Here is a 19,920-nt window from a genome sequence, read left to right as displayed (position 1 = left end):
GGGGCCAGAGAATCATCCCCGATATCTGTCCACTGGCCTCTCCCTGTACCAGAGCCATGCGCCTCCCCGGCGTGTGGCTCACTTACTTTCAGCGCCACGTGGACCGGAAAAGGCCGAGGCATTGCCCCGGCCTTGTCACAACGTTTGATGTGGTGCGTTACTCGCCCAGGCTCAGCGCCACAAAGCGGGGGTCGCCACCGCGACGTACAAGCAACAACAGCGATTTACGCCCGGCCTCACGCGCCTCTTCCATGCGTGCTTCCAAATCTCCAATCGACGTTACCTTTTGCTGTCCAGCCTCGGTGATCAGATCACCGGCGCGCAACCCTTTGGAAAACGCCTCAGAGGCCTCATCCACTTCGGTTACAACCAGTCCCTCGGCGTCCTCTTCAAGACCAAGGTCCGTACGTAGCGTGTCCGTCAGTGGCGAAATGGTCAGGCCCAGAATAGCAGCGTTCTCTTCCGTTGGAGCCTCAGACGTTTCCTCATCGCCCTGCTCGGCCCGTTCGGCATCCTCACGACGTCCCAGAGTAACCAGGACGGTCTGTGTGCCGCCATCGCGATGCACGACAACACGCACGGCTTTGCCTACGGTCGTCTCACCGACCTGACGCACAAGACCGCGTGTATCTTCGACCTCGACCCCATCAAAGCTGAGGATCACGTCACCAGCCAGCAGTCCGGCATCCTTGGCCGGCCCATCCGGAACATCGCTGATCAGCGCACCGCCCGGCTTGGCTAACCCCATTGCCTCGGCCATGTCCTCGGTAACATCCTGAATGCGAACGCCTAGCCAACCACGGCGGGTTTCACCGAATTCGCGCAGTTGATCGACCACCTTGACGACGACGTTGGACGCCATCGAAAAGCCGATCCCGATCGAGCCGCCATTGGGCGACAAAATCGCTGTGTTCACACCAATTACTTCGCCATTCATGTTGAACAGCGGACCGCCCGAGTTGCCCCGGTTGATGGCCGCGTCGGTCTGGATGTAGTCGTCATACGAACCGCTCAGCGCCCTGTTGCGGGCCGAAACGATCCCGGCCGAAACCGAGAAGCCCTGCCCCAACGGGTTGCCCATGGCAATAACCCAATCACCGACACGGGCGACGTCACTGTCGCCAAACTGCACGTATTGCAGCGGGCCCGGGGCCTCGACCTTCAGCAGCGCAATATCGGTTTTCTCATCCGTGCCGATCACCTTGGCAGGCAGTTCCTCCGGCGGCTGTCCATCACCGGGGAAGAACTCCACCAGGATTTCATCGGCCTCGGCGATCACGTGGTTGTTGGTGACGATGTAGCCGTCCTCGGAAATCACGAACCCCGAACCCAGCGCGTTGCTGCGGCGCGGGCGATTTTCATCATCACCGTTCCGGTCCTGAAAATCGCGAAAGAAATCTTCGAACGGTGATCCCTCGGGCACAATGCCCTGCGGGCCGGTCTGGCCTTCGATCAACGTCGAGGTGGTAATGTTGACCACGGCCGGGCTGATCTTTTCTGCCAGCGGCGCCAGGCTTTCGCTCCGCGCCTGCGCAGCGACGGATTGGGCCAGAACAAGAATCATCCCTGCAATGGCCAGCCACATCAGCCGCATGAAACCAACACCCTCGTCCTGCCGGACCGAAATACTGCGTGCGTGTGCCTGCACTTGGGAACTCCTTGTCAACAAGTCTTGTAAAACTGCCCTCGGGCAAATCTTCTCAGGAACCAATGTAGTCGGTTTGTCCTTGCCCGCAACTCGGGATCGCGGGGAAATCACTTGCAAGTGAGGTCACCGCATCAAAACCCAACCTGATAAGCCCCCCATAGCAGGACAAACCCACTAACTACGCTCAGCAGACCGACCAGCCGCCGCGCCTGCTCGGGCAGTGACCGCAGTGCCTCTAACATGCGCTCAATAAGCGAAGGGGCCAGCGCATAGGCCAGCCCCTCGACAATCAATACCAGCCCGAAAGCCAGAAGGATCAGCCCCATTATTCGGAGGCCGCAGCAGCCGGAGCTTGCCGTCCGGTTGGCGAACCGAGGTAGTTGAAGAACTCGGAATCCGGGCTCAGAACCAACGAGCTATTGCCGCCCTGCAACGCGTTTTCATACGCGGTCAGCGAACGGTAGAATTCAAAGAACTCCGGGTCCGCGCCATAGGCTTCGGCAAAGATCGCGTTACGTTCGGCGTCCGCTACACCACGGGTGATTTCGGCCTCACGACGTGCATCTGACACCAGTTCGACCACGGTCCGGTCAGCTTGCGCACGCACACGCTGCGCCGCCTCGTTACCACGGGCACGTTCGTCTGTTGCTTCACGTTCCCGCTCAGCCTTCATACGGTCGAAGGTCGCCTCAAGGTTGGCCTGTGGCAAGTCGGTCGCCTTCAATCGCACGTCGATTACAGTCACGCCCAGCGCCTGTGCTTCGGCAATCGCGCTGTTTCGGATGCGCAGCATCAGTGCCGCACGGTCCGAGCTCAGGATGTCACGGGACGAAACCGAGCCCAGAACTTCGCGGGTTTCGGCCCGCAAAATACGATCCAGACGATCCTCGGCAACCGGGATACCACCGACACCAACGGCCTGACGGAACTGGTTCAGATCTGAAATCCGGTAACGTGCGAATGCATCGACAACCAGACGCCGATCGTCCAGAGGGGTCACCTCAAGGGGCTGTACGTCAATAGACAGGATACGGTCGTCATAGCGGACAACTTCTTGAATCACCGGGATTTTGAACGCCAAACCGGGGTCTTCCTTGACCGCGACGACACGACCAAATTGCAGGACCAGCGCGCGTTCACGTTCATCCACGATGAAGATCGAAGACAGGCCAACGACGCCAAGGATCACGACAAGAATGAGGATAATGGGTGATTTACGCATCAGTTGCTCTCCCCGGCTGGGCTACGACGCAGCTCGTTCAGCGGCAGATAGGGCACAACACCCTGCCCTTGCCCGGATGAGTTCTGGTCCAGAATGATTTTGTCAACGTCACCCAGAATCTGCTCCATACGCTCCAGATACAGACGCTTACGCGTCACATCGGGTGCTTTGGAGTATTCTTCCAGAACTGCGCTAAAGCGGCTGGCTTCACCCCGCGCACTGTTGATCTGTTGGGCACGATATCCTTCTGCCTCTTCCAGAACCTGCGCAGCTTCGCCGCGCGCTTCTGCCAACACCTTGTTCGCATAGGCATCGGCTACGTTCTGCAACCGGTCCCGTTCCTGCGCAGCAGCTTGAACGTCGCGGAAGGCGGCGATCACATCCTGAGGCGGGTCGGCTTTGTCAAAGTTCACGCGGACAATGTTGATCCCTGAATCATAGCTGTCCATTGTGGACTGGATCAGTTCCTGCAAGCGATCCGCGATAACACCACGATCCCGGTTCAGGATCGGTGCAAGCTCGCTTTGAGCGATAATCTCGCGCATCGCTGATTCCGACACCGCACGGATCGTTTGGCGCGGATCACGCAAGTTGAACAGGAACTTCGCAGGGTCGTTGATGTTCCAGACGACTTGATAGTCGATATCGACCACGTTTTCGTCGCCGGTCAGCATCAAGCCATCATCGCTGCCGCGCGCGCCGCCCATATCTTCGTTCTGTTCGCGGGTGACCGGGATGACCTCGGCGGTAACGAAAGGCCACGGCGCAAAGTTCAGACCCGGATTTCCGACGGCCGAGAATTCGCCGAGGAACAACTCAACCGACTGTTCTTCAGGCTTGACTGTGTAAAAACTGGCCGCCCCCCACAATACCGCCGCGACGACGACACCAATAAGAACCGTACCTTTTGTGAAGATAGGGCCACCGCCGCCAGAGCCCTGACCGTTGCCACCGCGGCCTGAGCCGCCGCGGCCGCCCATAAGGACGCGCAGCTGTTCCTGGCCTTTCTTCATCAGCTCATCAATCTCGGGGATCTGCGGACCATCGCCTTCGGGGGGCTTGCGCCCATCACCGTTGTCACCCCGATTTCCTCCGCCGCCCGAGGAGCCTCCGCCCCCCCAGGGGCCGCCGCTATTGCCCGCCATATGTATCTATTCCCTTGTGTTGGACCGTGTGATCACGGGTTCCCTTGTAACTTGTGTGCGCGCGGTTGCAAATCAAGCAGTGCGCACAGGTTGCCGCATTGTTACCAATTCCTCTGCCATCACCGGATGAACGGCAACCGTGCGGTCAAAATCTTCCTTGGTTGCGCCCATTTTTACGGCAATGCCAGCCAGCTGGATCATCTCACCCGCGCCCGGCGCGACGATGTGGCAGCCCAGAACCTTACGGGTCGCCTGGCTGACGATCAGCTTCATCAGCACGCGCTGCGTTCCACCGGCAAAGGCTTTTTGCATTGGTTTGAACGATGTCGCGTAAACCTCAATCGGTTCCTGTGCCACGCCTTCTTCTTCGCTCAGACCTACCGTTCCGAATTCCGGCTGCGTAAAGATCGCGGTCGGGATCAGTTCATGATCCACAGGCGTCGGGTTGCCTTTGAACACGGTTTCGACAAAGGCCATCCCCTCGCGGATCGCGACGGGTGTCAGGTTCACGCGGTCGGTCACGTCGCCGATGGCATAGATCGAGGGTACGCCAGTCTGGCTGTACTCATCCACCACGATCTCACCTTTGCGGCCACGTTCCACGCCCAGCGCCTCGAGGCCCAGATTAACCGCATTCGGGGCACGCCCGGTGGCGTACATGACCACGTCGAACTGATCCTCGGTGCCATCGGTGGCCTTGACGCGGATCTTGTCGCCTTCTTTGGTCATTTCCAGCACATTGGTGCCCAAACGAACATCGATGCCGTTCTGGCGCATCTCTTCGCAGATCAGGCCACGTGCTTCTTCGTCGAATCCTCGCAGAATTTGCGCACCGCGATAGAATTGAGTGGTCTTGACGCCCATCCCGTTCATGATACCGGCGAATTCGCTGGCGATGTAGCCGCCGCCGACGATCAGAATACTCTGGGGCAGTTTTTCAAGGTGGAAGATTTCGTTCGACGTGATCGCCAAGTCCGATCCCGGAAATTCGGGCACAACCGGACGACCGCCTGTGGCGATCAGGATGTGCTTGGCTGTCTTGCGTGTCCCATCTGCCAATTCGACCGTATGTGGATCGACTAAGGTTGCACGTTGATCAAAGCTTTCGACGCCGTTGTTTTTTAGGATATTGCGGTAGATGCCTTCAAGCCGGTCCAGTTCAGTCACCAGCTTGCCGTGAAAAGTATCCCAGTTCAAAGCACCGGCCTGAATGTCCCAGCCATAGGCTTGCGCATCACCGACCATACCAGAAAACTCGCTGGCGAAGACCATCAGTTTCTTGGGCACACAGCCCCGGATGACACATGTGCCGCCGTAACGGTCTTCTTCGGCCAGCCCCACCTTGGCACCGTTCTCACCAGCTGCTACACGTGCGGCCCGGACCCCGCCTGAGCCTCCGCCGATTACGAACAGATCATAGTCAAAGCTCATTTGTCCTGCCTCTTCCAAATTTCCGCAAGTGCCCGCAGGCCTTGCATGGGGTGTACTCTATCTCGCGCTGCTGTCCAGAGTGATCGCCGGGGCGCCGGCCTCTTCGATTTCTCGAACTTGCGCAGGGAACCGCTGCAGCGTTGTGAACAAACGCCCAGATATGGTTGCTTTTGTTTTATTCAACGGCAGCCTCCACGTCTTGGATTGGTCAAACCAAGTGCCAAATTGTAAGTGTCCCAAATCGCTCGCGGTCACGACTTCACTCAAAACAATGTAGCGTCCGAAGAAAACGAGTGACGTAAAGCGATCTGTGTCTGTTCCGCTTAATCCGCCAGATCTAAGAACAAGTTCTCGCCTGCTTCCACCGACTGATCAACTTCGATCGTTCCATCGTTGATATCGCGCAACTCGACCCGACCATCGCCGTGGCCGATCACAACTTTGTCACAGATGTCGATGAACAAACCATTCTCGACCACACCCGGAACCTGATTAAGTACCAGCGCCAGTTGCCTGGCATTTCCGATGCGCTGAAGGTGGAGGTCCAGAATGTGATTGCCCTCATCCGTGACAAACGGCGCCTCTCCGTTCATGCGCAGCGCGGCAGAAGTGCCCAGAACGTCCATCGTATCCAACGCCTCTTGGATCAGCGTTCGCGTAGTCTGCCAGCCAAAAGGGATAACCTCGACCGGCAACGGGAATGCGCCCAGCGTTTCGACCTCTTTCCCGGCATCAGCAATGACGATCATCTGATCGCTTGCCGTGGCAACGATCTTTTCCTGCAGATGCGCGCCGCCCCCACCTTTGATCAGGTTCAGATCGCCGTCAAATTCATCCGCGCCGTCAATGGTCAGGTCTAGCCAACCCGCCTGATCCAGCGAGACAACCTCGATCCCCAACTCACGGGCCAGTTGCGCGGTACGGGTTGAGGTCGGAACAGCCTTGATCCGCAAACCTTCCTGCTGCACCCGCTCTCCCAGACGGTGGACCATCCAGGCGGCCGTTGATCCGGTGCCCAGCCCAACGCGCATCCCGTCCTGAACTATATCGGCGGCCCGTCGCGCCGCGACAAATTTGGCTTTGTCTATGGGTGACAAATCTCCGGTCATTGTTGCATTCCCCCTTGGTATTGCGGAATTTATACGGAATGTCCGACCCAACTGCGAGCGCCAATTCGCCGATCCAGCGGGCCAACTTGTCGCGAAACTACGCGTTTCCTATTGGAAACGTCGCAATCGAGACGTTCGACATCCCAGCTGGTGTATAAATACAGCCCATGAACGCGTCCTACAGATTGCACTTTGCCCCCGACAATGCCTCTCTGGTGATCAGACTGGTGCTGGAAGAGATGGGCCTGCCTTATGAGACGGCTTTGGTGGATCGACGGCAAAACGCACAGGATGGCGCGGCTTACAGAGGGTTGAATCCGAACGGCCTGATCCCGGTTCTTGAAACGCCACAAGGTCCGATCTTTGAAACAGCCGCCATCCTTTTGTGGCTGGCAGATACACATTCGCAACTGGCTCCCGCCTCTGACAACCCGGATCGGGCTGCGTTCCTGAAATGGCTCTTTTTCGCATCGAACACTTTACATGCCGATCTGCGCATCCTGTTCTATGCCGAAAAATACATCGACGCGGCACAGGCCGAAACCTTGCGCAACGGTATCCGCCCACGCCTACGCCAACATCTTCGGGTTCTGGACGACGTTGCTAAAACTGCGCCCAGCTGGTTGCACGCCGATCAGCCCTCGGTCCTTACATACTACCTTGCCTGCCAGATGCGGTGGATGTCCCTTTACCCGGAGCACGCTGATCGCAGTTGGTATCAATTGGCGGATACGCCTTACCTGCAATCCATTCTGATGCGCCTGGAAAGCCGTCCCGCAACCCGGGCTGCCATCGCGGCCGAGGGGTTGGGGGTTACCCCCTTCACCAGTCCATCTTATGCTCACCCTCCAGAAGGCTCTGCTACCTGATATGTTCTTGTCTGTTTTTGATATGTTCAAAGTGGGCATCGGCCCGTCCTCGTCACACACAATGGGGCCGATGGTTGCCGCCGCACGGTTTCTGGACCTGATGCGCGCCTCGCCGTTTGAATTCGCCGGTCTTCGCGGATCGCTGCACGGATCTCTGGCTTTTACTGGCGTAGGTCATGCAACAGACCGGGCTACGATCCTTGGACTGGCCGGGTTTGTTCCTGACACCTATGACAACGACAAGGCCGAGGCCGCGCTGGCTGCTATTGCTGAAACGCACTCTGTCACGCCCGAGGGGTTGCCGACCCTGCAATTCGATCCAAAGGCCGATCTGATCTTTGACTACGACCACAACCTGCCCGGCCATGCCAATGGGATGATCCTGATGGCCACCGATGCGCAAGGCGACGTGATTCTGCGGCAAGTCTATTATTCCGTAGGCGGCGGTTTTGTTCTGACCGAAGAGGAACTCGCCGAAGGCAAAGCCACCAATGACGGCCCTGCCGTGCCTTTCCCGTTCCACTCGGCGGCCGAAATGCTTGAGATGGCAAACGCCAGCGGCAAAAGCATCGCCCAGATGAAGCGCGAGAATGAAATCGCGCGGGGCTGTGCGGACAGTTTCGCCAAAGGCACCGCCCGGCTTTGGGAAGTCATGAACAACTGTATCGAACGTGGACTGAAGACGGATGGCATTCTGCCCGGCGGCCTGAAAGTGCGCCGCCGCGCCAAGGGCATCCATGACGCGTTGTTGGCCGAACGGGGTATGAACTTGAACGCGCCGCACACCATCAACGACTGGATGAGCGTCTATGCGATGGCGATAAACGAGGAAAACGCGGCTGGCGGGCAAGTCGTCACTGCGCCCACAAACGGGGCAGCTGGTACGATGCCTGCCGTACTGCGCTATTACCTCGACCACGTTCCCGGTGCCTCGGAAAGCCATATCGAGGACTTCCTCCTTACGGCAGCGGCCATTGGCGGGCTGGTCAAATACAACGCCTCGATCTCGGGTGCAGAAGCCGGTTGTCAGGCTGAAGTTGGAAGCGCCTCGGCAATGGCTGCAGCGGGCCTCTGCGCCGTGATGGGTGGTACGCCCGAGCAGGTCGAAAACGCCGCCGAAATTGCATTGGAGCATCATCTGGGCATGACCTGCGACCCGGTCGCTGGTCTGGTGCAAGTTCCTTGCATCGAACGCAACGGTTTGGCGGCCATCAAAGCCGTCTCTGCTGCTTCACTTGCGCTGCGTGGCGATGGGAAACACTTCGTACCGCTGGATTCAGTGATCGAAACCATGCGCCAGACCGGGCATGATATGCATGAGAAGTACAAGGAAACGTCTCTGGGCGGGTTGGCCGTAAACGTGCCAAACTGCTGACAGTGACAGCAACGGAGGTCAACGATGCAAGGACATTGCCTGTGCGGCACCATCCGCTACGAGGTTGATCCTCCGGTCCTGTCCTGCGTGAGCTGCCATTGCGATAGTTGCCGCAGGCAATGCGCCGCGCCGATGACGACCTATTTTGGCGTGCGCGACGGGCAATGGCGCTGGACTGGTGAGTCGCCGAAAACCTTTAATTCCTCGCCCGGTGTCGAGCGCAGCTTTTGTCCCGATTGCGGCACGCCGATCTCGTTTCGATCGCAAGCCATGTCGGACGTGCTGCATTTGTATGTCGCCACGTTAGAGGATCCCAACCAATTGCAGCCCACACTGCACGTGGCCCATGAAGAACGGTTGGATTGGCTGAAACTGGACGACGACCTGCCCGTCTGCATCGGACCGGACTACACAAAGGTCCAGCCGATTTCATAGACGCTTTCACCCGGGCACCAAAACCCGTAGCGTCGCCGCATGACCCAGGATCGTCCCGTCTTTGGCATCTTGTTGATGCTGTGTTTTTGCGTGATTGCACCGATGGGCGATTCTATCGCCAAGCTGTTGGGTGGGACGACACCGGTCGGCGTTTTGGTGTTCATCCGCTTTGCCGTTCAGTCGTTGATCCTGATACCTTTGGTGGGCCTGACCGGTCGGCACTGGCGCATGCGCGGACGTCTTATGTGGCTGGCGCTTATCCGAACAGTTCTGCACATCATTGCTATCGCAGCAATGTTCAGCGCACTGCAGTACCTGCCGCTGGCGGACGCGGTCGCCATCGCCTTTGTCATGCCCTTCATCATGCTGTTGCTGGGCAAGTGCGTGCTGGGTGAAGAGGTTGGTATGCGCCGCCTGATCGCCTGCGGTGTCGGGTTCGCGGGCACTCTGCTGGTCATCCAGCCCAGCTTTGTTCAGGTTGGCGCCGCAGCCCTGTTGCCCTTGGTCGTTGCGGTGGCCTTTGCCCTTTTCATGCTGGTGACACGACAGATTGCCAAGGACACCGACCCGATTGCCTTGCAGGCTGTATCCGGAGTGATGGCGACGGTTCTGCTGCTGCCGGTTCTAGCGCTGGGAACACTCGGCAATATTTGGGAGCTGTCCTTCATTGTTCCCGAGCGCGAAAGCCACCTGCTGCTGATCGGGGTCGGTGTCTTGGGCACAGTCGCGCATCTGTTCATGACTTGGTCCTTGCGCTATGCGCCGTCCGCCACGCTGGCCCCCATGCAATATCTTGAGATCCCAGTGGCCACGTTCTTTGGCTGGTTGATTTTCCATGACCTTCCGGACAGCATGGCCGCCGTCGGCATCGGCATCACCGTCGCCGCGGGCCTGTATGTCATTCTGCGCGAGCGGGCCAGCGCCCGGTCTGCCCCGACACAAACGCCTGCATAACCTGATCCAGCGCATACCTTGGCACCATCACCAGCAATCCCGGCGCATCCACCGTCAGCTCAACATCTGCCAGCGCACGGTTGGATGTGCCTACTTGCCCGCCGGGTTCCATAACCAGATCGTCGATGGCCCATTCAAGGCCTTTGCTGGCACCGGTTACCCGTTGGAACGGAAACAGTGAAACGACATCGCCGGGTGTGATACTAAGGGAAACCCGCGGCGGCGCGTGAAAGACGACCTCAGTCTCACCCAATAAGACGCAGGGGCGATCCTGCCTCAAGACCAATGTGTTAAGAACAGCAAGCTGATGATCCAGCCGCCCGCCCAGGAACCCGGCCCCCAACACGACAGGCGCTTCGATGCTGCGCAGAGCCTTGTCAAAATCCGTGCTGTTTTGTTCCCGTATGGGATACAACCGTTCCACCGGAATTTGGTCTTTGTGCCGGCTGTCCAGCGAATCGAAATCGCCAATCACGGCATCCGGAATGCGACCTGATTCTACCAAAGGGGCGGCCCCACCATCGGCCGCCACAACCGTCTTGGCGCGAATCAGCATCACATTTAGGTCGTCAGGGCCGATTTCCCCGCCTCCGACCAGTGCAATTGGCTCAAATGACCGCACAATTGGGCGTTTTTTACTTAGATTGACCATTTTTTCCGGATTTGGACACATTGAGACCACAAAATGATAGGTTCATGCAAAGAGTTCCGAGCCAATAGGTGTGCCTGCATAAGGTGGTTGGCTCTCGTAGTTTGTAGAGGACGTGCGTCTGATGGTACAGAACAACAAGGTATTGACCGTTTCTTATGGAACCTTCTCCTGCACTTTGGAAGGATTCGACGATTCATTCGAAACGATGAAGGCAATCGCTGAATACTTCCGCGATCTTTCTGCCGATGATCGGTATTTTGGTTCTGAACCCCCGCAACCTGACGCAGAAATGCTGACCCGGATCGCACAGCGCGACGCCGCAAAACATGTAGAAGCCAGCCAGAGCGATTCCGGCCTGTTGCTGCGTGCAACCCAGCAGGCTGCAAAGCCAGCCCCTGCTGCGGTTCCAACCGCTGCGCAAACAGACCCCCATGTGATGAGCCCCAATGCCACCCCCCCTGCACAAGGGGCCGACTCGTTTTTCGCTGACGCCGAGCCGGTCGAAAGCGCGCCTGCCCCGGCTGCGGACAGCATTGCCGCCAAACTGCAGCGCATCCGCGCCGTCGTTTCGCATTCCGAAGAAAACTCGGTGATTTATACAGAAGACGAGGACGCAAGCCTGGGTAATCAGCCAGCTGCACCGATGGATGCGATCGCCGCCGCGTTCGAGGCAGGCTCGCTCGACGCATCGGACCTTTCGGAAACGGACAAGGCTGACGCAGCCGTTGAACCGATGGCACCGGCTTTTGAAGCAGAAGAAATCGCGGATACCCCCGCCGTGGCAGCGCCAGCGGCAGAGGCCGAAGCAACGGAAGAACCGGTAGAATCCGTGCAGCCATTCTCGATGCAGCAGGACGCAGATTATGAAGACGAGGAAGAGGCGCCTGCACCCTCGGCGCTGTTCACCGATCTTGAGGAAACGACCGAAACTGATGAGCCCGTCAATATCCTGAGCGAAGAGACCGAAGAGGATCTGATAGATGAAGTCGCAGAGACCCAAGAGGGTTATCTGACCGCCGAGGATGAGGCCAATGTTCTAAGCGAGATCTCGAAGGTTGAGGCCGCAATGGGTGGTCAATCACCGAACGAAACGGCCCTGGATCAGGATTTGTCCCGCCTGATGGACAAGGCGGACAGCCAGATGGATGACCCGGCGACCAGCACGCAGCGCGAAACATATTCACATCTGCGCACGGCAGTCGCTGCGACCGAAGCTGAGCGCGGGAACCAGCCGCGGGACGAAGACTCCGAAGAAAGCGGATATCGTGGCGATCTGACGTCGGTCGTAAGCCCGCGCCGCCCCGAGATTCAAGTCACCAGCATGCGCCCGCAATCCGACACTTCATCCCCCTTGAAGCTGGTTGCAGAACAGCGGGTTGACACAAATGAACAGGACGCCGGCCCCGTGACCCCCCGCCGCGTCACGTCCAAATCAGAAGACGAAGCCGACGATTCCAACGAAGAAGGTGGTTTTGCCCTTTTTGCACAGGAACAAGGTGCACAATCTCTGCCTGACCTGTTAGAGGCTGCCGCCGCTTACCTGTCGTTCATCGAAGGTCAGGAACAATTCTCGCGCCCGCAGCTGATGAATAAGATCCGCTCACTCAAGCAGGACGACTTCAACCGCGAAGAAAGCCTGCGCTCGTTCGGTCAATTGCTTCGGGACGGCAAGATCGAAAAAGCCGGTGGTGGTCGTTTTGCCGCCTCAACACAGATCGGGTTCCGCCCCGATGACGAGCGCGCTGCAGGCTGAACTTAAGAAAATCAAAAGAAACGGGGCCGATGCAATCATCGGCCCTTTTTTGTACGGGAAATGAATCGCCCTCTCAGTCTTGCGACTGATCCGGGTCTGCTTGCCCAACGCCTTTGAACACGAATTTGAAAGGCAAGGCCCACACGATGCCCAGACCGATATAGACTAGCAGCTCAAGCCAGAGCGGCGGGCGGTCTAGCCAATTCACAACCGTCACGACCGCCACAATATAAAGAGGCAACCCAACCAGCAGCAGCACTAGTGACCAGCGACGGCGCGCTTTATAGCTGAGGCCTCGTTTCTGTTCCTCTGCCATCAGTCTGCAAACGGGTCAGTCACCAAAATGGTGTCATCCCGCTCCGGGCTGGTGGACAAAAGGGCGACAGGGCAATCGATCAGCTCTTCGACCCGGCGCACGTATTTGATGGCATTGGCCGGCAGATCCGCCCAGCTGCGCGCCCCTTCGGTGGATTCGCTCCAACCCGGCATCTCTTCGTAAATCGGTTTGCAGCGCGCCTGTTGATCCGCGGCCGTCGGAAGGTAGTCCAGACGTTCGCCGTCCAGCTCATACCCAACGCAGATTTTCAGGGTCTCGAAACCGTCCAGAACATCCAGCTTGGTCAGCGAGATGCCGTTCACACCGCTGGTCGCACAGGTCTGGCGCACAAGGCAGGCGTCAAACCACCCACAACGGCGCTTACGGCCCGTGGTGGTCCCGAACTCGTGCCCGCGCTCACCAAGCCGCTGACCATCGTCGTCGTCCAACTCGGTTGGGAACGGGCCCTCACCCACGCGGGTTGTATAGGCTTTGACAATGCCCAGAACGAAGTCAATCGAACCGGGACCGATGCCGACGCCTGTTGATGCCTGACCGGCAATGACGTTGGACGAGGTTACAAACGGATATGTACCGAAGTCGATATCCAGCAGCGCCCCCTGTGCGCCCTCGAACAGGATGCGTTTGCCAGCCTTGCGCTTTTCGTTCAGCACTTTCCAAACCGGCGCGGCAAAGGGTAGGATTTTTGGCGCGATCTCTTTCAGCTGGGCAATCAGTGCATTTCGGTCAATTGGCTCCAGTCCAAGCCCGTTTCGCAGCGCATTGTGGTGAACCAGAGCGCGATCAACTCGCAATGCCAGCGTTGCATCGTCAGCCAGATCAGCCACACGGATCACGCGGCGACCAACCTTGTCTTCGTAACAAGGACCAATTCCGCGACCGGTCGTCCCGATTTTCGCAACCGAGTTTTGACTTTCACGTGCCCGATCCAGTTCCCCGTGGAAGGGCAGGATCAACGGTGTGTTTTCCGCAATCATCAGGTTTTCAGGGGTGATTTCAACGCCCTGCGCCTGGATGGTTCCGATCTCTTTGATTAGGTGCCATGGGTCCAGAACGACACCGTTGCCGATGACACTCAACTTGCCGCCACGCACAACACCCGACGGCAGCGCGTGCAGCTTGTATACTTCTCCGTCGATGACCAGCGTGTGCCCGGCGTTATGTCCGCCCTGAAAGCGTGCAATCACGTCTGCACGCTCGCTGAGCCAGTCGACGATCTTGCCTTTTCCTTCGTCACCCCACTGGGCGCCGACAACAACCACATTGGCCATATCCGGTCCTTTTGCGCTGAGTTATCAAACTCGGCTCGTATAACGGGGGGAAAGCGACAGGGAAACCGGTAATTCGACGCATGCAGAGATCGTGCTGCGCACGATGCCTCCGGCGGGGATATTTTTGGCCAGGTGAAGAAACGGATCCCCCGCTTCATCTGGCTGAAGATACCCCCGGGGGAAGTGCCCGGCACGGGCAACGAGTGCAGAGCCCCCTACCCCTTGGCCAACCGCACCGGCTGTCCATGAGAGGTGGTCAAATAAGCCTCTTCCCACTTGTCGCGAAATTGGACCACTTCATCTGGAGCTGCGACACCTTGCTCGGCCAAAAACGCCTCGAGCGTTTCCAGCCAGGCAAAAAAGTAGTCATCCCCTCCATTCAGTTCGCGATCCAAACCGTTCTGTTTCAAGCTGGCCGAAAAGCGCGCCGCCCAATCCGGCCAGTCGAACCGTCCGGCCTCGTTTAAGGCAACCGTCACAGCAAAGACCTGAGCGTGCCAGGGCTCTGCGAAGGCTGGTTCGGGAGCAGTATGAGTTATGCAGTCGCTCATGCGAGTTCCAGATAGCTTTGCCAAAGATCCAAAACGACTTCATCCTGCGAGTGTTCGGGATTGGCCCAAAGCTCGGATGCCGGAAAGACCACGGCGTAAAGCGGCTCGGGTGCATCCCCCAACCTATGAGCACTAGAGTCCGGCAGCACATGCGTTCCGTGCATCATAAGGATGCGCCCTTTTGCCCCGGTGGCGTACATGGGCAAACGCGTATGCCCGCCGTCGACAAGGCGGTTCGCGGCTTGACGGGCGGTCACAACTTTTTGCCCCGGTTCAAATTTCACCCGCACATTTGAAGGGCGATCCGCAGGCCCGCCGCTGGCCAACACTTTCGCAACCGCGTCAGACTTCAGCACGCGGCTTGCCAGGGGGTGATTGTCGCCGTCTGTCTCGCCGCGCAGATCCTCATCTGTCAGCACGCCTGTTTCGACGAGAAGGTCCGCAAGCCCCGAAATCCATTTCTCGTAATAAGAAAAACGGGCGTAGTCCTTAGGCGACAATCTCTCGCGCGCATGCCGGGATACGTCGATGTTCCACTGCCCAAGCGATCCCGCTGCCAGTGTTACGGCCAATGCCCTTGCATGCCAGTCTTCGGCAAAGACCGGGGCATCTTCGGGTTCAGGGAGCACAGGCCCATCGCCAAAGCGCCCGCCCATATCGTGAACTCGGGTCATGATGGCACCTTTGGCAAACCGGTTCCGATCATGCTGTCGCGTGTGACAAGCGCCGCCAACTCGTCTTCTGTTAAGCCATCCGTGTCTTCTGGCCGCATCGGAAGCACAAGGTACCGCACCTCGGCCGTCGAATCCCAAACGCGAACTGAGGAAGTTTCGGGCAGGGTCACACCAAATTCCGCCAGAACCTTGCGCGGCTCACGCACAGCCCGCGCCCGATAGGCATCGGATTTGTACCAACCCGGCGGAATACCAAGCAGCGGCCACGGGTAACAGCTGCACAGGGTGCATACGACCATGTTGTGCTGTTCATGGGTATTTGCAACGACAACCATGTGTTCACCCTGACGCCCGTAATAACCCAGATCGGCGACAACCGATGTGGCATCTTTCAGTAATGCGGCTTTGAAGTCCGGGTCGGTCCAGGCTTTGGCAACGACCCGCGCGCCATTCTGCGGACCTATCTTGTTCTGATAGGTATCAATAATTTCATCCAGCGCCGCCGGATCGATCAGACCTTTACGAGTCAGAATCGTTTCCAGCGCCTTTACCCGCAGCGCAGGATCAGGTGGCAAAAGGGTGTGCGGGTGGTCGTGATCATCATGTGGCATGGCCGCAGCCTGCGCGAGGTGCGGCCATGCTGTCCAGTCCCTTTGCCGTGATCCGGAACATCACCGATCTTGATGCCAACTCCTCACTTGCCCCCGCTGGCAAACTTGCATAAGTACCACGCGATACACGCCACGCTGTACAGGAACACCATGGAAAACGTCGTTCTCATCATCCACCTCCTACTGGCCCTTGGCCTGATTGCCGTTGTTCTGATGCAGCGGTCCGAAGGCGGTGGCCTTGGCATGGGCGGCGGGGGTGGCGGCGCCATGACCGGACGCGCCGCAGCGACTGCTTTGGGCAAGGTGACGTGGATCCTGGCCGCTTGCTTCATCGTGACATCAATCACGCTGACCATTCTGGCCGCACAGAAATCCTCGGGCAGTTCGGTGATCGACCGTTTGGGCGTTCCTGCCCCGGCACCGACCGAGGAAAGCACACCTGCGGTTCCGTCGGCTGACGATCTGCTGCCTCCGGCAGATGGCGACAACGCGCCGCTGATCCCACAAGCCAACTGATCCACAAAACCTAGAAACTTGAAAGAGAACTGCAACAGCATCTTGCGGTTCTCTTGCGCTATTGGCGCGAATCCTCTATATGTGAAGTCCCGTGGTGCAGCGGTTTTTCGGAACCGTCGGGCAGCTGATTTTGACGTCTCACGGGAGCAGCCGAAAACATGGCGCGTTTTATTTTCATCACTGGTGGTGTGGTTTCGTCTTTGGGTAAAGGACTGGCTTCGGCGGCTTTGGGCGCGCTGTTGCAGGCCCGAGGGTATTCGGTACGTCTGCGCAAGCTGGACCCCTATCTCAACGTTGACCCCGGCACGATGTCACCGTTCGAGCATGGCGAAGTGTTCGTGACCGATGACGGAGCCGAAACCGACCTGGATCTTGGTCACTACGAACGTTTCACCGGTGTGGCAGCGCGCAAAACCGACTCGGTCAGTTCGGGTCGGATTTATTCCAACGTACTCGAGAAAGAGCGCCGCGGCGACTATCTGGGCAAGACCATTCAGGTGATTCCGCACGTCACCAACGAGATCAAAGACTTTATCTCGATCGGTGAGGATGAGGTCGATTTCATGCTGTGCGAGATTGGCGGCACAGTCGGCGATATCGAAGGCCTACCCTTCTTCGAAGCCATCCGTCAGTTCAGCCAGGATAAGCCACGCGGCCAATGCCTGTTCATGCACTTGACCTTGCTACCTTACATCAAGGCCTCGGGCGAATTGAAAACCAAGCCGACGCAGCACTCGGTGAAAGAGCTGCGCTCGATCGGTCTGGCCCCTGACATTCTGGTCTGTCGCTCCGAGGGTCCCATCCCGGTCAAAGAACGCGAAAAGTTGGCGTTGTTCTGTAACGTGCGCCCCGACAGCGTGATCGCGGCACAGGATCTGTCGACCATTTATGACGCCCCACTGGCCTATCACCGCGAAGGACTGGATCAGGCGGTTCTGGATGCGTTCCAGATCAGCCCTGCCCCCAAGCCCGATCTGACAAAATGGGAAGATGTCAGCGACCGCATCCACAATGCTGAAGGCGAAGTCAAAGTCGCCATCGTCGGCAAATACACGCAGCTTGAAGATGCCTATAAGTCGATTGCCGAGGCCCTGACCCATGGCGGTATGGCCAACCGGGTTCGCGTAAAGGTCGAGTGGGTCGATGCCGAGGTATTTGATACCGAAGACGCAGCCCCGCATCTGGAAGGCTTCCACGCGATCCTCGTTCCCGGTGGATTTGGCGAACGCGGCACTGAAGGCAAGATCAAAGCCGCGCAATACGCGCGCGAACACAAAGTGCCCTATCTGGGAATCTGCCTTGGTATGCAGATGGCTGTAATCGAAGCAGCCCGCAACGCCGCTGGCATCACAGAGGCGGGCTCAGAAGAGTTCGACCACGAAGCGGGCAAAAAACGTTTTGAGCCTGTTGTTTATCACCTGAGAGAATGGGTGCAGGGCAATCACAAGGTCGAACGCAAGGTCGGTGACGATAAAGGCGGTACCATGCGTTTGGGCGCCTATGACGCGGTACTGGCCGATGGCTCGAAAGTGGCAGAGGTATACGGCGGCACCAATATCGAAGAACGCCACCGGCACCGTTATGAGGTGGACATCAAGTACCGCGACAAGCTGGAAAAAGCTGGCTTGAACTTCTCGGGGATGTCGCCCGATGGCCGTCTGCCGGAAATCGTAGAATGGTCAGACCATCCGTGGTTCATCGGCGTACAGTACCATCCGGAACTGAAGTCCAAGCCATTTGATCCACACCCCCTGTTCCGCGACTTTGTGCGCGCAGCGAAAGACACCTCGCGCCTCGTTTAAGTGGTGTCTGTGTCGGACTGTCACCCCGCATTGTTTTGTGGGGTGTAACCTCCTAACTATTTGAACAAGCAGGTCCACCTGCCGTGCACCATGGATGCAGTTCAAAGATTTAGGAGTTTTCAGATGAGCAATGCGACAACGATAACAAACCTCCAACAAGCGCTTCACATGGAAATGACCGCAGCGCATCAATACCAGCTGCATTCGCATGTACTGAACGATTGGGGTTTGGACATCCTGGCCGAGAAGATGCGCGGCGAGATGCAGGAAGAGTTGGGGCATTCTGATGCCTATATCGAACGCATTCTTTTCCTTGGCGCAAAGCCAGAGCTTGAGCTTCAGAAAAACCCAAAGGCGGCGGACGACCTGGAAGAGATGTTTACCGCGGACCTGAAGGATGAAATGGAAGCCATCGACTTCTACACCCAAGCTGCGGCACAGGCGGCTGAGGCCGGTGACGTGGGAACCCGAACCCTGTTTGAGCGAATTCTGCTGGAAGAAGAAGGTCACAAGGCGTGGCTGGAGACCGAATTGTCGCTGCTCAAACGATTGGGTGAGCCGGCGTTCAGCGCTCGATACGTGTCGAGCACAGCCGGCGAAGACTGACTCCTCAGCAACTGATCTCACCATGTCGAAGGATTCGGGCCAACAAATGTTGGCCCATTTTCGTTCGTCACCGCAAAGTGACGGTGTGCGGCCAAAAAACACTACTCGGGCACAGTTCCAAGTGGTTACTGTTAAGTAAATGATGACAGGAGAGGCCCAAATGACCGATCAAATCCAAAACGCAGAAACCTTTGCGGCCCTGCACAAAAAGGGCGATCCGGTCATCCTTTTTAACATCTGGGACGCTGGCAGCGCCGGTGCCGTGCGGGATGCAGGCGCCATGGCATTGGCGACCGGCAGCGCACCCGTTGCAATGGCGCAGGGGTTTGGCGACGGCCAGAACATCCCGCTGGATGTCGCTTTGGACAACGCCGGCCGAATCGTCAGCGCCGTAGACCTTCCTGTTTCTTTGGATTTCGAGGGGGCCTATGCCGAGGACGCGGTGGGAATCATCGCCAATGTCCAAAGTGCACTTGAAACAGGTGTCGTCGGCTTCAACTTCGAAGACCAGATTGTCGGCACCAAGGACCTATACGACATCGAAACCCAAGCCGCCCGCGTTGGTGCGATGCGCGAAGGGTGTGACGTCGCTGGCGTCCCTGCTTTTATCAACGCCAGAACGGACATCTTCCTGAAGGCTGCGCCGGAAACGCATGACGAGGCGATGCTCGACGATGCGATGGCCCGCGCCAAAGCCTATGCCGACGCGGGTGCCAACGGATTCTTTGCACCCGGCCTCAAGGATGAGGACATGATCGCCCGGCTTTGCGAATCGACTGATCTACCTGTGAATATCATTGCCCTGCCCGGGACGCCGGATACCGCGACGCTTGCGTCGCTGGGCGTCGCCCGGATCAGTTATGGGCCTGTGCCGTATCGGAAGATGCTCGGCTGGCTGCAGGAACAAGCGAAACAGGCGCTGCAGTCAGGCGCCTAGCCAGAGGGTAGATACCGATACA

21 protein-coding genes are annotated in these 19,920 nt (G+C 58.1%); 9 read left to right on the top strand and 12 right to left on the bottom strand.

What is annotated here, in order from left to right:
- Positions 1-157 precede the first annotated feature (157 nt).
- The 6 genes from AC2FI8_RS00210 to rpiA all read right to left on the bottom strand — a co-directional run bounded on the left by AC2FI8_RS00210 (position 158) and on the right by rpiA (position 6,555).
- On the bottom strand, positions 158-1,594 hold the full coding sequence (locus AC2FI8_RS00210) for a Do family serine endopeptidase (protein ID WP_496776893.1): 1,437 nt from the start codon (positions 1,592-1,594) through the stop codon (positions 158-160).
- Between the two features lie 185 nt (positions 1,595-1,779).
- Complete coding sequence (locus tag AC2FI8_RS00205) at positions 1,780-1,974, bottom strand: DUF2065 domain-containing protein (RefSeq protein WP_496704414.1); 195 nt, start codon at positions 1,972-1,974, stop codon at positions 1,780-1,782.
- Positions 1,974-2,870 (bottom strand): protease modulator HflC, encoded by an 897-nt coding sequence (gene hflC, locus AC2FI8_RS00200; protein ID WP_282118761.1) that lies wholly within the window; start codon positions 2,868-2,870, stop codon positions 1,974-1,976. The genes AC2FI8_RS00205 and hflC overlap by 1 nt, the downstream gene beginning before the upstream one ends.
- Complete coding sequence (gene hflK / locus AC2FI8_RS00195; protein WP_108858948.1) at positions 2,870-4,015, bottom strand: FtsH protease activity modulator HflK; 1,146 nt, start codon at positions 4,013-4,015, stop codon at positions 2,870-2,872. The genes hflC and hflK overlap by 1 nt, the downstream gene beginning before the upstream one ends.
- A gap of 72 nt (positions 4,016-4,087) precedes the next feature.
- Positions 4,088-5,446 (bottom strand): glutathione-disulfide reductase, encoded by a 1,359-nt coding sequence (gene gor, locus AC2FI8_RS00190; protein WP_496776352.1) that lies wholly within the window; start codon positions 5,444-5,446, stop codon positions 4,088-4,090.
- 323 nt (positions 5,447-5,769) lie between these two features.
- A complete protein-coding gene (gene rpiA / locus AC2FI8_RS00185) occupies positions 5,770-6,555 on the bottom strand; it encodes a ribose-5-phosphate isomerase RpiA (RefSeq protein ID WP_496776350.1) in 786 nt (261 codons plus the stop codon).
- A gap of 167 nt (positions 6,556-6,722) precedes the next feature.
- Here rpiA and AC2FI8_RS00180 point away from each other — a divergent pair, with 167 nt between their 5' ends.
- Genes AC2FI8_RS00180 through AC2FI8_RS00165 form a run of 4 tightly spaced genes read left to right on the top strand, consistent with a single transcriptional unit; the run spans position 6,723 to position 10,188 of the window.
- Positions 6,723-7,424, top strand: a complete 702-nt coding sequence (locus tag AC2FI8_RS00180) for a glutathione S-transferase family protein (protein ID WP_496776346.1) — start codon at positions 6,723-6,725, stop codon at positions 7,422-7,424.
- Position 7,425: 1 nt separating this feature from the next.
- Positions 7,426-8,799 carry an L-serine ammonia-lyase gene (locus tag AC2FI8_RS00175; protein WP_058274837.1) on the top strand — a complete coding sequence of 458 codons (1,374 nt, stop codon included), beginning with the start codon at positions 7,426-7,428 and terminating at the stop codon, positions 8,797-8,799.
- Positions 8,800-8,823: 24 nt separating this feature from the next.
- The gene (locus AC2FI8_RS00170; RefSeq protein ID WP_496766828.1) at positions 8,824-9,234 is read left to right on the top strand and encodes a GFA family protein; all 411 of its coding nucleotides are present in this window, start codon (positions 8,824-8,826) and stop codon (positions 9,232-9,234) included.
- Positions 9,235-9,273: 39 nt separating this feature from the next.
- Positions 9,274-10,188 carry a DMT family transporter gene (locus AC2FI8_RS00165; RefSeq protein WP_496766829.1) on the top strand — a complete coding sequence of 305 codons (915 nt, stop codon included), beginning with the start codon at positions 9,274-9,276 and terminating at the stop codon, positions 10,186-10,188.
- Here AC2FI8_RS00165 and AC2FI8_RS00160 read toward each other — a convergent pair.
- Positions 10,133-10,840 (bottom strand): thiamine diphosphokinase, encoded by a 708-nt coding sequence (locus AC2FI8_RS00160; RefSeq protein WP_496776345.1) that lies wholly within the window; start codon positions 10,838-10,840, stop codon positions 10,133-10,135. The two genes, AC2FI8_RS00165 and AC2FI8_RS00160, sit on opposite strands and share 56 nt — an antisense overlap.
- A gap of 121 nt (positions 10,841-10,961) precedes the next feature.
- Here AC2FI8_RS00160 and AC2FI8_RS00155 point away from each other — a divergent pair, with 121 nt between their 5' ends.
- Complete coding sequence (locus tag AC2FI8_RS00155; protein ID WP_496776343.1) at positions 10,962-12,593, top strand: hypothetical protein; 1,632 nt, start codon at positions 10,962-10,964, stop codon at positions 12,591-12,593.
- Positions 12,594-12,666: 73 nt separating this feature from the next.
- Here the strand turns inward: AC2FI8_RS00155 and AC2FI8_RS00150 are convergent, their stop codons facing one another.
- From AC2FI8_RS00150 to nthA, 5 genes are all read right to left on the bottom strand, one after another.
- Positions 12,667-12,909 carry a DUF2842 domain-containing protein gene (locus tag AC2FI8_RS00150; RefSeq protein ID WP_496722135.1) on the bottom strand — a complete coding sequence of 81 codons (243 nt, stop codon included), beginning with the start codon at positions 12,907-12,909 and terminating at the stop codon, positions 12,667-12,669.
- Positions 12,909-14,201 (bottom strand): adenylosuccinate synthase, encoded by a 1,293-nt coding sequence (locus AC2FI8_RS00145; RefSeq protein WP_496722134.1) that lies wholly within the window; start codon positions 14,199-14,201, stop codon positions 12,909-12,911. Before AC2FI8_RS00145 ends, AC2FI8_RS00150 begins: the two co-directional genes overlap by 1 nt.
- A gap of 215 nt (positions 14,202-14,416) precedes the next feature.
- Positions 14,417-14,752, bottom strand: coding sequence for a nitrile hydratase accessory protein (locus AC2FI8_RS00140; protein ID WP_496766833.1), 336 nt, complete (start codon positions 14,750-14,752; stop codon positions 14,417-14,419).
- Positions 14,749-15,426: a nitrile hydratase subunit beta gene (nthB, locus tag AC2FI8_RS00135; protein ID WP_496766834.1), complete on the bottom strand. Its 678-nt coding sequence runs from the start codon at positions 15,424-15,426 to the stop codon at positions 14,749-14,751. Before nthB ends, AC2FI8_RS00140 begins: the two co-directional genes overlap by 4 nt.
- On the bottom strand, positions 15,423-16,037 hold the full coding sequence (nthA, locus tag AC2FI8_RS00130; RefSeq protein WP_496766835.1) for a nitrile hydratase subunit alpha: 615 nt from the start codon (positions 16,035-16,037) through the stop codon (positions 15,423-15,425). Before nthA ends, nthB begins: the two co-directional genes overlap by 4 nt.
- 150 nt (positions 16,038-16,187) lie before the next feature.
- Here nthA and secG point away from each other — a divergent pair, with 150 nt between their 5' ends.
- The 4 genes from secG (at position 16,188) to AC2FI8_RS00110 (ending at position 19,898) form a co-directional block, all read left to right on the top strand.
- Complete coding sequence (gene secG / locus AC2FI8_RS00125) at positions 16,188-16,553, top strand: preprotein translocase subunit SecG (protein WP_058276104.1); 366 nt, start codon at positions 16,188-16,190, stop codon at positions 16,551-16,553.
- Positions 16,554-16,711: 158 nt separating this feature from the next.
- Entirely contained in the window at positions 16,712-18,355 is a 1,644-nt protein-coding gene (pyrG, locus tag AC2FI8_RS00120) for a CTP synthase (protein ID WP_496776341.1), read from the top strand.
- A gap of 123 nt (positions 18,356-18,478) precedes the next feature.
- On the top strand, positions 18,479-18,961 hold the full coding sequence (locus AC2FI8_RS00115) for a bacterioferritin (RefSeq protein ID WP_496722126.1): 483 nt from the start codon (positions 18,479-18,481) through the stop codon (positions 18,959-18,961).
- Positions 18,962-19,121: 160 nt separating this feature from the next.
- The gene (locus AC2FI8_RS00110) at positions 19,122-19,898 is read left to right on the top strand and encodes an isocitrate lyase/PEP mutase family protein (RefSeq protein WP_058276116.1); all 777 of its coding nucleotides are present in this window, start codon (positions 19,122-19,124) and stop codon (positions 19,896-19,898) included.
- Positions 19,899-19,920 lie beyond the last annotated feature (22 nt).

It is taken from the genome of Ruegeria sp. CDSB029 (assembly GCF_059611125.1).
The sequence above is the reverse complement of the archived record's forward strand: the minus strand, read 5'-3'. Positions and strand labels throughout refer to the sequence as shown.